The sequence below is a fragment of the Pseudomonas sp. B6001 genome (genome assembly GCF_013386015.1).
Taxonomy (GTDB): domain Bacteria; phylum Pseudomonadota; class Gammaproteobacteria; order Pseudomonadales; family Pseudomonadaceae; genus Aquipseudomonas.
This window is the reverse complement of the sequence record NZ_JACAOX010000011.1, coordinates 135,046-149,895: the sequence shown is the minus strand read 5'-3', so window position 1 is coordinate 149,895 and position 14,850 is coordinate 135,046. Positions and strand designations below refer to the sequence as shown.

Here is a 14,850-nt window from a genome sequence, read left to right as displayed (position 1 = left end):
ACATGATCAGCGTTTGCGCAGGATCACGCTACCAATCGAATACCCTGCGCCAAACGAGCTAAGCACAGCCACAGCGCCCTTGGGCAAGTCGTCCTGGTAGGTGTGGAACGCAATCACCGAACCCGCCGAACTGGTGTTGGCGTAAGTATCGAGGATCACCGGCGCCTCTTCCACAGAAGCCTCGCGGCCCAGCAGTTTCTTCACGATCAGGTGATTCATGCTGAGGTTGGCCTGGTGCAGCCAGAAACGCTTCACATCGCCAACATTCAGCTGGTTTTCCGACAGGTGCTTGCCGATCAACTCGGCGACCATCGGGCAGACATCACGGAAGACCTTGCGGCCTTCCTGCACGAACAGCTTGTCCGGGGCACCAATCCCCTCTTCCGCCGCGCGGTTGAGGAAGCCGAAGTTATTGCGGATGTTGTTGGAGAACTTGGTCAGCAACTTGGTGCTCACCACGTCGAACTGATGCTCGGAAGTGGCCAGGTCGGCCCGCTCCAGGATCACGGCGGTGGCCGCATCGCCAAAGATGAAATGGCTGTCGCGGTCGCGGAAATTCAGGTGGCCGGTGCAGATCTCCGGGTTGACCATCAGGATCGCCCGCGCCTGGCCCAGCTGGATGCTGTTGGCGGCGTTCTGGATACCGAAGGTCGCCGAGGAACATGCCACGTTCATGTCAAAGCCAAAACCCTGGATACCCAGCGCTTCCTGGACTTCGATGGCAATCGCCGGGTACGCCCGCTGCAGGTTGGAACAGGCGACGATCACACCGTCGATATCGGCGGCGGTCTTGCCGGCGCGGTGCAAGGCTTGCTCGGCAGCACTGACGGCCATCTGGCAGAGGATCGACCATTCGTCGTTGGAGCGCTCGGGCAGGCGTGGCGCCATGCGTTGCGGGTCGAGAATGCCGGCCTTGTCCATGACAAAGCGGCTCTTGATGCCCGAGGCCTTCTCGATAAAGGCGGCGCTGGATTCGGTCAGGGCCTCCACGTCACCGCGTTCAATGGCGGCGGCGTTATCCAGGTTGAACTGTTGCACGTAAGCATTGAAAGACTGCACCAGCTCTTCGTTGGAGATGCTGTTGGCCGGGGTGTACAGGCCTGTGCCGCTGATGACGACGTTATGCACGGTCGTTCCTCTAAATCTGTTCAGGCAGAAGGGTATTGGTACCGTCGTACCAAACCGTAAGTAGTTTTATGCCGCCCAGCGGCCTTCAAACTGGAAACGCTTTATTCCATCGCGCCACGGCTGCACCAGCCCAACTCGACGATCCCGGCATTTATAACCGCGAAGTTTGCCACAACATCGGACACTTGGCGCCTATCCCGCGCAAACACCTTCCCTGTGGCGAGCGAGCAAGCTCGCTCGCCACAGTTGCTTGCCGCACGTCGGTCACGCTTCGACCAGGCTCCATTGCTTGCTCAGGCGCTTGTCGGAAATCGGTACCTTGGTGCCCAACTGCTGGGCAAACAGCGAAACCCGGTATTCCTCCAGCCACCAGCGATACAGCTCCAGCTGAGGGTCGCGCTTGCCTTCCTGGGCGTGTTTGTTCAGGCGGTTCTGATACTGGCTCCACAAGCCGCCCAACTCGGTACTCCAGACCCGGTCCTTCTGCACCTGGCTTGGCAATTTCTCCAGGCGCAGCTCGATGGCCTTGAGGAAGCGCGGCAGTTCCTTGAACCATTGCGCCGGGGTTTCCCGTACGAAACCGGGATACACCAGATTGCTCAGTTGCTGCTTGATATCATTCAGCGCCACCGCCTGGGCCAGGTCAATCTTGCCCTTGAAGCGTTTTTGCAGGCCATGCCACAGTTTCAAAATTTCGAGGGTCAGGCGCGCCTGGCGCTCGGCGTGCTCGGTCCAACTGCCACGCTTGCGCTCGGCCAGGGCGGCCAGGCCGGCGCCGTCCCGCGGCAGGCTGGCTTCGCCTTCCAGCACGCAACTGTCGAGGCTGGCCAACAGAATGTCTTCCACCAGGGCTTCGATACGCCCCAGCTCGCGGTACATCAACCCCAACTCGGTCAGGCCCGGCAATTTGCCCCGCAGGAACTTTGCCGGCTCGGCCAGTTGTTGCAGCAGCAGGCGCTGCAAGGCTCGACGGTGCTGGAACTCAGCCTCGGCAGCGGTAGAGAAACGCCCTTCCTTGACCGTGCCGTTTTCTTCGACCAAGGCCGGATACACCGTCATCGAAAGCCCGGCGATGTTTTGCTGGGTTTTCTCGGCCACCGCCGCGAACACCTTGGCCTCCACCGGCTGCTGGCTCTTCGCAGTCTGCGGCACCGCCAACGCAGCTTGGCTGGCCTCGGCGAAACGCGCGGTCAACTCGGCCAGGTCGCGGCCTTCACCGAGGAACTTGCCCTGGCCGTCGACCACTTCCAGGTTCATCTTCAGGTGGCTCTCCACCTGCTGCGCAGCCTCGGCCCAGGCTTCATCGCTGACCCGTGCCCCGGTCATGCGCAGCAGCTCACGCCCCAAGGCCTGAGGCAACGAGCCTTGGCCGAACTCGATACGTTGCAACGCCGCCTTGACGAAATCCGGCACCGGCACGAAGTTCTTGCGCAGGGCCTTGGGCAAGTTGCGCACCAGGGCAATGCACTTGGCCTCGATCACACCCGGCACCAGCCATTCCAGGCGCTCGGGTGGCAAGGCCGGCAACAGCGGCGCCGGCACGCGCAGGGTCACACCGTCCCGTGGATGGTTGGGTTCGAAGTGATAACTCAAGGCCAGGGCCAGGTCGCCCAGGTGCAAGGTGTCGGGGTAATGGGCGGCGGTGACTTCACTGGCCTCGCGGGCCAGCACGTCTTCTTCGCGCATGATCAACAGCTGCGGGTCTTTCTGGCTGTTGACCTTGTACCAACTGTCGAAGGTCGCAGTCTGGTGGATCTCGGCGGGCAGGCGCGCATCGTAGAAGGCGTACAGCGTTTCCTCGTCCGCCAGGATATCGCGCCGGCGGGCCTTGGCTTCCAGTTCGTCGAGCTGCTCCAGCAATTGCTGGTTGGCCGTCAGGCAGCGGGCCCGGGACTGGATCTCGCCGCGCACCAGGCCTTCGCGGATAAACAGCTCGCGGGACGTCACCGGATCAATCGGCCCGTAATGCACCGGCCGGCGCCCGACGATGATCAACCCGAACAGGGTGATCTGCTCAAACGCCACCACCTGGCCGCGCTTCTTTTCCCAATGGGGTTCGAAGTGGTTTTTCTTGATCAGGTGCCCGGCCAACGGCTCGATCCAGTCGGCGTCGATCTTGGCCACCATCCGCGCGTACAGCTTGGTGGTTTCCACCAGCTCGGCGGTCATCAGCCATTGCGGACGCTTCTTGCCAATACCCGACGACGGGTGAATCCAGAAACGCCGCTGACGCGCGCCGAGGTAATCGCCCTCTTCGGTCTTCTGGCCAATCTGGCTGAGCAGGCCGGACAGCACCGCCTTGTGCAGTTTGGGGAAGTCCGCCGGTTCTTTGTTGACGGTCAACTGCATGTCGCGACAGATCAGGCTCAACTGGCGGTGGGAGTCACGCCATTCCCGCAGGCGCAGGTAGTTCAGGAAATTCTTGCGGCACCAATTGCGCAGCGGGCTGGCGGTCAATTCCTGGCGCTGCTCTTCAAAACCCCGCCACAGGTTCACCAACCCGGCGAAGTCCGAATCCGCGTCCTTCCATTGTGCGTGAGCCTGGTCGGCGGCTTGCTGGCGCTCCGGCGGACGCTCGCGCGGGTCCTGGATCGACATGGCGCTGGCGACGATCAGCACTTCCTGCAGGCTGCCAAGCTTGGCTGCCTCCAGCAACATGCGGCCCATGCGTGGGTCCACCGGCAGACGCGCCAACTGGCGGCCCATCGGTGTCAGCTGGCTGTTGCGGTCAACGGCGGACAACTCTTGCAGCAGGTTGAAACCGTCGCTGATGGCCTTGCCGTCCGGCGGCTCGATAAACGGGAAATCGGTGATCTCGCCCAGGCGCAGGTGCAGCATCTGCAGGATTACGGCCGCGAGGTTTGTGCGAAGAATCTCGGGGTCGGTAAATTCCGGGCGCCCGATAAAATCCTCTTCGCTGTACAAGCGCACGCAGATACCGGGTTCGACCCGCCCGCACCGGCCTTTACGCTGGTTGGCACTGGCCTGGGAAATCGCCTCGATCGGCAGTCGCTGCACCTTGGCCCGGTAGCTGTAGCGGCTGATGCGCGCGGTGCCGCTGTCGATCACATAACGAATGCCTGGCACGGTCAGCGAGGTTTCCGCGACGTTGGTCGCCAGCACCACACGCCGGCCTGGGTGCGACTGGAAGATCCGCTGCTGCTCCGCCGGTGACAGGCGCGCATACAGCGGCAGGATTTCAGTGTGCTTGAGCTGGGCCTTGCGCAGCATGTCGGCAGCGTCGCGAATCTCGCGCTCGCCGGGCAGGAACACCAGCACATCGCCGGGGCTCTTGCGCTCGCTGCGCTCGAAGGCGGCGATCTCATCGAGAGTGGCGAGAATCGCCTGGTCGACGGTCAGGTCGTCCTCGACGCGGTTGCCCTCCTCGTCCTGCTCCAGGGTCAGCGGGCGATACCAGGTTTCCACCGGGAAGGTGCGGCCCGACACCTCGACAATCGGCGCATCGTCGAAGTGCTTGGAAAAGCGCTCCAGGTCGATGGTGGCCGAGGTGATGATGACCTTGAGGTCCGGGCGACGCGGCAGCAGGGTTTTCAGATAACCCAGCAGGAAGTCGATGTTCAGGCTGCGTTCGTGGGCTTCGTCGACGATGATCGTGTCGTAGCGTTCGAGGTAGCGGTCGTTCTGGGTTTCGGCCAGCAGGATACCGTCGGTCATCAGCTTGATCAGGGTGTTGGAATCACTCTGGTCTTCAAACCGCACCTGATAACCCACCAGGGAACCCAGCGGCGTCGCCAACTCTTCCGCGACCCGGCTCGCCACGCTGCGCGCCGCAATCCGCCGCGGCTGGGTGTGGCCGATCAGGCCGTATTGGCCGCGGCCGATTTCTAGGCAGATTTTCGGCAACTGGGTGGTTTTACCCGAACCGGTCTCACCGGCAATGATCAGCACCTGATGCTTGAGCAACGCTTCCTTGATCTCGTCACGCTTGGCGGCGATCGGCAGGCTGTCGTCATAGCGAATCACCGGCAGGCTGGCGCGCCGCGCCGTCACCTGGGCGCAGGAGGCCTGCATCCGCGTCACCCACTGCGCAAGTTTTTCCTCATCGGGTTTCTTGCGCAGCTCAAGCAGCTGCCGCCGCAGGCGGTGGCGGTCGGCGAGCATGGCGTGATCGAGGTTTTTCAGCAGTTGGTCGATAGCGGGCGCTTGGTCAGTCATCAGGTACGCAAAGGTCGTCTATGTAGGCAGGGGGCGGATTGTCGCAGAAAAGCGCCGCCGCGCGCTCCCCTCATTCATTGTCCAGGCCCTTGCGCCGGTAAGGAAACACATCGATTACCTTGCCGGCGCGAATCGCCTCTTGCAGGCCTTTCCAGTAGTCGGCGTTGTACAACTCGCCGTGCAGTTCGTCGAACAGGCGGCGCTGACCGGAATCAGCAAACAGGAATGGCGGAAACTCCTCGGGAAACACGTCCAGCGGACCGATGGAATACCAGGGCTCGGAGGCCATTTCATCTTCCGGGGTACGCGGCGCCGGAATGTGGCGGAAGTTGGCCTCGGTCAGGAAACAGATTTCGTCATAGTCGTAGAACACCACGCGACCGTGGCGGGTGACGCCAAAATTCTTCAGCAGCATGTCGCCCGGGAAAATATTCGCCGCCGCCAGTTGCTTGATCGCCAGGCCGTAGTCTTCCAGGGCTTCGCGCACCTGGGCTTCGTTGGCGTTTTCCAGGTAGAGGTTCAGCGGGGTCATGCGCCGCTCGGTCCAGCAGTGGCGGATCAGTACCGTATCGCCTTCGACTTCGACGGTACCGGCGGCGACTTCCAGCAGTTCGGCCAGGCATTCAGGCTCGAATTTGCTCAACGGAAAACGGAAGTCGGCGAACTCCTGGGTGTCGGCCATGCGCCCTACCCGGTCGACACTTTTCACCAACCGATACTTCTCGATCACGGTGGCGCGGTTGACGTTTTTCGACGGTGAAAACCGGTCCTTGATGATCTTGAACACGGTGTTGAAACCCGGCAGGGTAAACACGCTCATGACCATGCCGCGCACGCCCGGCGCCATGATGAACTGGTCATCGGTGGTGGCAAGGTGGTTGATCAGCGCCCGGTAGAATTCGGATTTGCCGTGTTTGTAGAAGCCGATGGAGGTGTACAACTCGGCGATGTGCTTGCCCGGCAGGATGCGCTTGAGGAAGCCGATAAACTCCGCCGGCACCGGCACGTCCACCATGAAATAGGAGCGGGTGAACGAGAAGATGATCGACACATCGGCCTCGTCGGTGATCAGCGCGTCGATCTGGATGCCGCGCCCTTCGCGGTGCAGCAGCGGGATCACCAGCGGCCACTGTTCGTCGCGGGTGTAGATGCGCCCTACGAGGTACGCGCCTTTGTTGCGGTACAGCACCGAGGAAAACAGTTCGACGTTGAGGTCCGGGTCCTTGCACACCCAGTCCGGCAGGTTTTCGCGCAATTGCGCCTCCAGGCGGCGCAGGTCGGCGGGCAAGTCGGCGTAGGGTTCGCTGAAACTGTAGTCGGCGAAAATCTGCTCCAGCATGCCCGCCAGCTTGCCGCCCGGCTTGTAGGTGCGGGTTTGCGCCGCCCGGGCGCGGCGCAGGCTGGGCCGGGTGGTGTGGATGAACATGCAGCCATCGCTGATCAGGTCATGGCTGAACAGGCCGCAAAACGTCGAGTTGTACCAGGTCTCGGACAGCTCATCGTCAAACCGCAGGTCGATCAGGCTGATGTAGGCACTTTTCACCAGCGGCCAGGCGGCAATGTCGAGCAACACGGCTTCATCGAAAGCCGCGCGCAGCCGCGCCGTGACTTCGCTGACCTTCTCTTCGTAAAGATTGATGCGCGCAGCCGATGCCGCCTGCCCTTGCTGCCACTGCGCCTTTTCAAAACGCTCCCGGGCGCCGTCGGTGATCTGGCGGAAGTGCTCGCGGTAGTCGTCGAAGCCGTCGAGGATCATCTGCGCAATGTCGAGGGCGGGCGTTGGCTGCGGCATTCGGGAAACCTCTGCGGGCATTTGGAGTGAGCTGAGCTTAGCCAGTGTGCGGGAACAGGAGAAGGATCATTTTTCATTCAGACTTGTACAAGATTGTTCATTTCGTACATTTATTTACTCTTTATTTAATTCGACTAACCGGTCAACAAAAAACCCGCGCGTCACCCTTCCCGCATTAAACGTTTCATCTACAGGCCTTGTGTGACGTGGCCTGCCTGTGCGAGCCGGGGTAAATAAGAGTCTTTGCTCTACTGCTCCGGTACTGGTGGCTTCTCGACCATTGGATCCAACGTAAGGGAAACCCTGACTACCCTAGCTAGTGGCACTTTGCTATATAGCGCGCCCTCTCCCACCTAACAAGGTCAGAAGACCGATCCGGGATCAGGTTCTAACCGCCAAAGGAGCATTGAGATGTCATTGAGGAATATGGGGATCGGCCTGCGCGCCAGTCTGAGCTTTGCGGTACTGGCCGGCTTGCTGGTAGTGGTGGGTCTGTTTGGCTTGGGGCAAATGGCCAAGCTGCGGGAAAGCGCACTGATCATCGAAGAGTCGTGGATGCCGAGTATTGAAAACATTCACGACAGCGCCGCCTACGTCGCCAGCATCCGTCTGGAAGCGTTGCGCTTGCTCACCTCCGATGAGTCCCGGGTGCGTGACAACAGCAAAAACCTGATCACCCGCCAGCGTGGCGACCTTGAAGAACTGCTGAACCGTCACGAAACCCTGCTGAGCAACGAGCAGGAACGCGACCTGCTCAAACAGTTGAAAGCCAACGTTGCGAGCTATATGACGATCGTCGGCCAGATGATTCAACTGGTCGACCAGGACCAGCAGCAAAACGCCATGGACCTGCTCAACAGCCGCCTCGCCCCCCAAGGCATGGTCCTCAACAAAAGCCTGGAAGACATGATCACCTTCAACCAAAAAGGTGTGGAAGACGCCGCAACATCGGCGGCGCAGATGTACACCAGCGCCCAATGGGTGGTCGGCACCATCATCGTCACCGCCCTGATGGCAACTTTGCTGCTGGCCTGGCTGCTGACCCGCAGCATCACCGCGCCCATTGGTCAGGCACTGACAGTGGCCCGCACCATCGCCTCCGGCGATCTGAGCCGGCCGATCGTCGTGGAGGGCAAGGATGAGCCGGCGCAACTGCTCACCGCGCTGGCCACCATGCAGGCCAACCTGCAGGAAACCATCCGTGGCATCAGCGAATCGTCGCAGCAGTTGGCCTCGGCGGCGGAAGAGATGAGTTCGGTAATGGAGCAGAGCACCCGCGGCCTGCAAGCGCAGAACGACGAGATCGAACAGGCTGCCACCGCCGTGACGCAGATGAGCGCGGCAGTCGATGAAGTGGCGGGCAATGCGGTGTCCAGCGCCGAAGCCTCCAAGGCCTCCGACGAAGACAGCAAGCACGGTCACTACCAGATCAGCGAAACCATCAGCTCGATCCAGAACCTGGTGGACGAAGTCCTCGGTGCCTCGACCAAGGCCGAGGGCCTGGCGGCACAGGCCCAGGACATCAGCAAGGTGCTTGAAGTGATTCGCGGGATTGCCGGGCAGACCAACCTGCTGGCACTCAACGCGGCGATTGAGGCGGCCCGCGCGGGCGAGGCCGGTCGTGGTTTTGCCGTGGTGGCTGACGAAGTGCGCTCCCTGGCACAACGCACCCAGGACTCCACCGAAGAAATCGAGCAGATGATCAACGGTATCCAGCAAGGTACCCAGGACACCGTCGGCGCCCTGAACAGCAGCGCCGAACACGCCGGCCAGACCTTGCAGCGAGCCAACAGCGCCGGCAGTGCACTGGAGAAAATCACGGCGGCAATCTCACAGATCAGCCAGCGCAACCTGGTGATCGCCAGCGCCGCCGAGCAGCAAGCGTTGGTGGCTCGTGAGGTGGACCGCAGCCTGGTGAACATCCGGGACCTGTCGACGCAAACCGCCGCCGGTGCCACCCAGACCTCGGCGGCCAGCCAGGAACTGTCGCGGCTGGCGGTGGACCTCAATGGCTTGGTGACGCGTTTCGTGCTGTAAAACATGTATTAGCGATTGTGCCAGACAGGTCGGTGGGCAACACTTCCGCCCTTATCAAACTGGAGTTCCTCCGTGAGACCTGTCGACACCCTGCACCTGTTGGTGCTGGCCGCTATCTGGGGCGCGAGTTTTTTGTTCATGCGAATTATCGCGCCGGAAATCGGCACCCTTCCTACCGCGTTTTTCCGGGTGTCGATTGCCGCCACCGGCCTCCTGGTGATCCTCGCCATGATGCGGGTGAGTTGGGATTTCCAGGGCAAGTTCAAGACGGTCCTGTTGCTCGGGGTGATCAACTCGGGCATTCCCGCGACCATGTATTCAGTGGCGGCCCAAGTGCTGCCGGCCGGTTACTCGGCGATCTTCAATGCCACGACGCCACTGATGGGCGTGCTGATTGGCGGGTTGTTCTTCAGTGAGCGCCTCACGCCGTCGAAAATCGCCGGGGTATGCCTGGGCCTGTTCGGCGTTGGCATCCTGACCCGCGCCGGGCCGGTGGCCTTCGACATGGAATTGTTGATGGGTGCGCTGGCATGCCTGTTGGCGACCACCTGCTATGGCTTTGCCGGCTTTTTGGCACGCCGCTGGCTCGATCAACAGGGCGGGCTGGACAGTCGCCTGGCGGCCCTGGGCAGCATGCTCGGGGCCACGCTGTTCCTGTTGCCACTGTTTGCCTGGAGTGCCATCAGCCATCCACCGGTCAGCTGGGGTGGCTGGCCTGTATGGTTGTCGCTGCTGGGGTTGGGGCTGGTATGCACGGCGTTTGCCTACATCCTGTACTTCCGCTTGCTGACGTCCATCGGCCCGGTGAAGTCGATGACCGTGACCTTCATGATTCCGCCATTCGGGGTGTTGTGGGGCGCGTTGCTGCTGGATGAGCCGTTGTCCATGGCGCATCTGTATGGCGGGTTGTTGATTGCGGGGGCGTTGTGGCTGGTGCTTCGGCCGGGGAAATTGGCCCGCAAGCTGTAGGAGCTTTTTGGCTCCTACAGCGTTGGTTTTATCAGCTCTTACGGAACACAAAAGCCAATCCGACGATGATCAAGCCCATCCCCAGCAAGCTCAACATTGCCAGCTTGTTGCCGAAGATCAGGTAATCCATCACCGCCGTCACCGCGGGCACCAGGTAGAACAAGCTGGTGACATTCACCAGGTTGCCCCGGGCAATCAGCCGGTACAGCAACAGCGTCGCCAGCAATGACACCACCAGCCCCATCCACAGCACCGGCACGAAAAAGCCGGTGTTGTGTTCAAAGTGGAACGGCTGGAACGGCACAAACACCGAGCACAACAGCAAGCCGGCCAGGTATTGCACAGGCAACGTGCCCAACGGGTTATCGGTGATGCGCTTCTGCATGATCGAACCAAAGGTCATGCTGGCCAGGGCCAACAGGCCAAAAAGCATGCCTGCCAGGGACATGCCGGACATCCCGATGCCCTGGTACACCACCATGATCAACCCCGCCAATCCCAGCGCGAGGCCGAACATCCGGCTCCAGGAGCGCCGACGCTCCATCAACACCACGGTCAGGATCGGCTGCACGCCCATGATGGTTGCCATCATGCCGGGCGTGACTTTGAGGTCCAGGGCCAGCAGATAGAAAATCTGGTAGGCCCCCAACAGCACCAGCCCGGTAGCCGCCGCGTAAAGCATCGGCTTGCCGGGACGCGGCAACTTCAGCTTGAGGATCGGTACCAGTATCACCAACCCCGCCAGGGCGATGGCGAAACGGATCAGCAGAAACGCAAAGGGTGAAGCGTGGGCCAGGCCCCATTTGGAGAAAATCGCCCCGCTGCTCCACAGCAAGACAAACAGGCTCGTCGAGGCCGCCGCGGCCACGGATTGTTTCGAAAGAACAGACATGGATACCACCTGTGATCAGGCAAAAAGCCAACTCAGCAACAGCTGAAATTCAGTAGGTTTTTTCAGGCGGGCACAGGGGAACAGCCATCAGCTGATCAGCCCGAAATGCCAACACCCGGCGGTGATACGACTGCGTACACCGGCGTGCTACTGACAGGTGGGGGGTAGTGACTGATCTGCGCAGGCTGCTGGCTCCCGCACGGCACGACCGCAGCGTTGACCGCTGAATCGACTACCGCTATGCGCAGGGAAGCTGGCATGTGCTGATCTTTTATGAAGGGATGAACAAGGTGTCTGGAAACACCTGCGGCCGACTATAACCAGCTGGGGACATGCTTTGCAATAACTTCGCCCGCACAAATCCAGCGCATAAAAAAACCGCTCATCGGAGCGGTTTTTTCGTGCCTGCAAAAGCCTTAACCAAACAACCAATACCCCAGCGCCGTCAGCACCACCACCGCCAGCACTGGCCGCAGGATGCGATAAGCCTTCGGATGCTTGCGCTTCCACTGCTTGACCACGCCACTGAAGCTGTCGCTGAAGCGCTTGCTCCAGGCATACGCCTGGTTGATCCCGCCAACGCGTTCGTCATCCAGGTTCTGCGGCGCGGTGGCGCGCCCCAGTTGCGCGCTGACCCAACGGTTGATGCGGGTCATCAGGCGGTTGCTCAGCGGGCGTTCGATGTCGCAGAACAGGATCACCCGGGTGTGCTCGGTTTCGTTCTTCACCCAGTGCACGTAGGTCTCGTCGAACATTACGTCTTCACCGTCGCGCCAGGCGTACACCTGGCCGTCGACGAAAATACGGCAGTCGTCGGAGTTCGGCGTGGACAGCCCCAGGTGATAACGCAGGGAACCGGCAAACGGGTCGCGATGCGGGTTGAGGTGGCTGCCACCTGGCAACAGGGCGAACATCGCGCCCTTGACGTTGGGAATGCTGCTGACCAGGGCCACGGTTTTCGGGCACAGCAGTTCAGCCGACGGCAACGGTTTGTCGTACCACTTGAGGTAGAAACGCTTCCAGCCCTTCTTGAAGAACGAGCCGAAACCGGCGTCGTTGTTCTTCTCCGCGGCGCGGATGTAGCCCTCGTCGAACAGGTGCATGGCCTCTTCGCGAATCACTTCCCAGTTGTCCTTGAGCACGTCCAGCTCCGGGAACTTGCTGCGGTCCAGGTACGGCTTGGACGGCACGGCGGAGAAGATGTACATCAAGGCGTTGTACGGGGCGAACAGCGCTGAATGGTTGACGAACTGACGCAACATCGGCAAACGGGCCTTGCCACGCAAATGCACATACAGCGTGCTGCCGATAAACAGCAGCAACACCGACAGTTTGGCGGCCAAAGAAAAGGTCATGCAGCAACTCCTGGAAATAGGCGTCTGGCCATTAGCCTCCCGTTAAGGGGAAACCAGACGTAGCAGCCGGCCATGATAAACACTCCGGGCCTCGGGAAAAACCCGCGCACTCCAACAATCAGCATCTAGCGGTGCGCGATAACGGGCCAATTATGCATAAGGGCCACGCCATCGCGCTGATTTGAATCAAGCCTGGTTTTCCTGATCGGTGAACAAATCGGCGAACAGCATGCTCGACAGGTAGCGTTCACCGGAGTCCGGCAGCACCACGACGATGGTCTTGCCCTGCATTTCCGGCTTCTGCGCCAGTCGCACCGCCACGGCCATCGCCGCGCCGCAGGAGATACCACACAGAATCCCCTCCTCCTGCATCAGGCGCAACGCCATGGCCTTGGATTCTTCGTCGCTGACCAGTTCGACCCGGTCGACCATCGACAGGTCGAGGTTCTTCGGCACAAAACCGGCGCCGATACCCTGGATCTTGTGGGGGCTGGGCTTGATCTCTTCACCGGCCAGCGCCTGGGTAATCACCGGCGAACTGATCGGCTCCACCGCCACTGACAGGATCGGCTTGCCCTGGATGTTCTTGATATAGCGCGACACCCCGGTGATGGTGCCGCCAGTGCCCACGCCCGCTACCAGCACGTCCACCGCGCCATCAGTGTCATTCCAGATTTCCGGACCGGTGGTTTTCTCGTGGATCGCCGGGTTGGCCGGGTTTTCGAACTGGGCCGGCATAAAGTACCTGGCCGGGTCGCTGGCAAGGATTTCGCCGGCTTTTTCAATCGCGCCCTTCATGCCCTTGGCCGGCCCGGTCAACACCAGTTCGGCGCCGAGGGCCTTGAGCACCTTGCGGCGCTCGATGCTCATGGAGGCGGGCATGGTCAGCAACAGCTTGTAACCACGGGCGGCGGCGACAAATGCCAGGCCGATCCCGGTGTTGCCGGAAGTCGGCTCGACAATGGTCATGCCCGGCTTGAGTTTGCCGCTGCCTTCGGCATCCCAGATCATGTTTGCGCCAATCCGGCACTTCACCGAATACCCAGGGTTACGCCCTTCGATCTTGGCCAGGATAGTCACGCCACGCGGCGCGATACGGTTGATCTGAACCAGGGGCGTGTTACCGATGGAGTGCGCGTTGTCTGCAAAAATGCGGCTCATGACGGGTCCTTAAGGCAATTTCAGGAAGGCCCCAAGGGTATGCCTCGTGTTGCAAGGCGTCCAGTCAAGCGAACGTCCGGCGGCGCCAGCAGTCAATCGCCTACACGGATGGAGAATTTTCCTATGAAACGTCGCTACAGTTGGCCCCTCTGGACCCTCGTCGGGGTCGTGGTACTGCTGGTCGTCCTGGATATCGCCCTGCCCTATCTGGTGCGCAATTACCTGAATGACAAACTGGCCGACATGGGCGATTACCGCGGCCAGGTCACCGATGTCGACCTCGCACTGTGGCGCGGCGCCTATCGGATCAACGGCCTGCAGATCGTCAAGGTCGACGGCAAGGTGCCAGTACCGTTCGTCAAGGCGCCGGTGATCGACCTGTCAGTGAGCTGGCATTCGCTGTGGTACGACCACGCGGTGGTGGCCGAGGCACAGTTCATCAAGCCGGAGCTGAACTTCGTCGACGGCGGCACCAACAAGCAGGCATCCCAGACCGGTCAGGGCACCGACTGGCGGGCCCAACTGAGCAAACTGTTGCCGATCACCCTCAACGAGGTACGCATCGACGACGGAAAGATCGCGTTCCATAACTTCAGTTCGAAACCGCCGGTCAATATGTACGCGACCCAGGTCAACGCCAGCTTCTACAACCTGACCAACGTGGTGGATGTCAAAGGCCAGCGCGACGCGCGCTTCGACGGCAAGGCGCTGTTTCTGGGCCAGGCACCGCTGGAAGCCACCGCCACGTTCGACCCCCTGAGCAATTTCGAAAACTTCGAATTCCGCTTCCGGGCCCGGGATATCGAACTCAAGCGCATGAATGACTTCGCCTCGGCCTACGGCAAGTTCGACTTCAATGCCGGCAACGGCGACCTGGTGGTGGAAGCCCAGGCCGAAAAAGGCCAGTTGACCGGCTACATCAAGCCTTTGCTGCGCAATGTCGAAGTGTTCAACTGGCAGCAGGATGTCGAGAACAAGGACAAGGGCATCTTCCGGTCGATCTGGGAGGCGGTGGTTGGCGTCAGCGAAACCGTGCTGAAGAACCAGCAGAAAAACCAGTTCGCCACCCGCGTGGAGCTCAGCGGCAACGTGCACCAGCAAGATATCAGCGCGTTCCAGGCGTTTTTGCAGATTTTGCGCAATGGTTTTGTCCAGGCCTTCAACGCCCGCTATGAACAACCCAAGCCCTCGACAGATTGATCTTCAACGTGACTGCCCATTCAGAGACTGAATAGCCCGTCTGCGTTCACAGTCGCCGGGGCTGCGCGGTATAGTCGGGCCAAGCTGATTACTCGCCCGCTTCGGTCCTGCACCGTTCGGCGTCACGTTCGAGGATTGAT

The 14,850-nt window shown here is 60.9% G+C and carries 9 protein-coding genes; 3 read left to right on the top strand and 6 right to left on the bottom strand.

Annotation, left to right across the window (positions count from 1 at the left end; genetic code table 11):
- Positions 1–6 precede the first annotated feature (6 nt).
- The 3 genes from HX821_RS13630 to aceK form a co-directional block, all read right to left on the bottom strand.
- The gene (locus HX821_RS13630; protein WP_177008943.1) at positions 7–1,128 is read right to left on the bottom strand and encodes a beta-ketoacyl-ACP synthase III; all 1,122 of its coding nucleotides are present in this window, start codon (positions 1,126–1,128) and stop codon (positions 7–9) included.
- A gap of 264 nt (positions 1,129–1,392) precedes the next feature.
- The gene (gene hrpA / locus HX821_RS13625) at positions 1,393–5,304 is read right to left on the bottom strand and encodes an ATP-dependent RNA helicase HrpA (RefSeq protein ID WP_008437986.1); all 3,912 of its coding nucleotides are present in this window, start codon (positions 5,302–5,304) and stop codon (positions 1,393–1,395) included.
- Positions 5,305–5,374: 70 nt separating this feature from the next.
- Positions 5,375–7,096 (bottom strand): bifunctional isocitrate dehydrogenase kinase/phosphatase, encoded by a 1,722-nt coding sequence (aceK, locus tag HX821_RS13620; RefSeq protein WP_177035901.1) that lies wholly within the window; start codon positions 7,094–7,096, stop codon positions 5,375–5,377.
- Positions 7,097–7,507: 411 nt separating this feature from the next.
- Between aceK and HX821_RS13615 the strand changes: the two genes are divergently transcribed.
- The gene (locus tag HX821_RS13615) at positions 7,508–9,133 is read left to right on the top strand and encodes a methyl-accepting chemotaxis protein (RefSeq protein WP_177035900.1); all 1,626 of its coding nucleotides are present in this window, start codon (positions 7,508–7,510) and stop codon (positions 9,131–9,133) included.
- A gap of 72 nt (positions 9,134–9,205) precedes the next feature.
- Positions 9,206–10,102, top strand: coding sequence for a DMT family transporter (locus tag HX821_RS13610; protein WP_003210695.1), 897 nt, complete (start codon positions 9,206–9,208; stop codon positions 10,100–10,102).
- 31 nt (positions 10,103–10,133) lie between these two features.
- Here HX821_RS13610 and HX821_RS13605 read toward each other — a convergent pair whose 3' ends face one another.
- From HX821_RS13605 to cysK, 3 genes are all read right to left on the bottom strand, one after another.
- Positions 10,134–10,994, bottom strand: a complete 861-nt coding sequence (locus HX821_RS13605; protein WP_177035899.1) for a DMT family transporter — start codon at positions 10,992–10,994, stop codon at positions 10,134–10,136.
- A gap of 416 nt (positions 10,995–11,410) precedes the next feature.
- The gene (locus HX821_RS13600) at positions 11,411–12,349 is read right to left on the bottom strand and encodes an aspartyl/asparaginyl beta-hydroxylase domain-containing protein (RefSeq protein ID WP_003210693.1); all 939 of its coding nucleotides are present in this window, start codon (positions 12,347–12,349) and stop codon (positions 11,411–11,413) included.
- A gap of 186 nt (positions 12,350–12,535) precedes the next feature.
- Positions 12,536–13,510, bottom strand: coding sequence for a cysteine synthase A (cysK, locus tag HX821_RS13595; protein ID WP_177035898.1), 975 nt, complete (start codon positions 13,508–13,510; stop codon positions 12,536–12,538).
- Between the two features lie 123 nt (positions 13,511–13,633).
- On the opposite strand from cysK, the gene HX821_RS13590 reads away from it, so the two are divergent.
- Positions 13,634–14,710, top strand: a complete 1,077-nt coding sequence (locus HX821_RS13590) for a DUF748 domain-containing protein (protein WP_102368329.1) — start codon at positions 13,634–13,636, stop codon at positions 14,708–14,710.
- The last annotated feature ends 140 nt before the right edge of the window (positions 14,711–14,850 follow it).

Bases quoted from the DNA above. Each gene is read 5' to 3' on its own strand.
- aceK (WP_177035901.1), bottom strand. From the start codon at position 7,096: ATGCCGCAGCCAACGCCCGCCCTCGACATTGCGCAGATGATCCTCGAC.
- HX821_RS13590 (WP_102368329.1), top strand. From the start codon at position 13,634: ATGAAACGTCGCTACAGTTGGCCCCTCTGGACCCTCGTCGGGGTCGTG.
- hrpA (WP_008437986.1), bottom strand. From the start codon at position 5,304: ATGACTGACCAAGCGCCCGCTATCGACCAACTGCTGAAAAACCTCGAT.
- HX821_RS13605 (WP_177035899.1), bottom strand. From the start codon at position 10,994: ATGTCTGTTCTTTCGAAACAATCCGTGGCCGCGGCGGCCTCGACGAGC.
- HX821_RS13615 (WP_177035900.1), top strand. From the start codon at position 7,508: ATGTCATTGAGGAATATGGGGATCGGCCTGCGCGCCAGTCTGAGCTTT.
- HX821_RS13600 (WP_003210693.1), bottom strand. From the start codon at position 12,349: ATGACCTTTTCTTTGGCCGCCAAACTGTCGGTGTTGCTGCTGTTTATC.
- cysK (WP_177035898.1), bottom strand. From the start codon at position 13,510: ATGAGCCGCATTTTTGCAGACAACGCGCACTCCATCGGTAACACGCCC.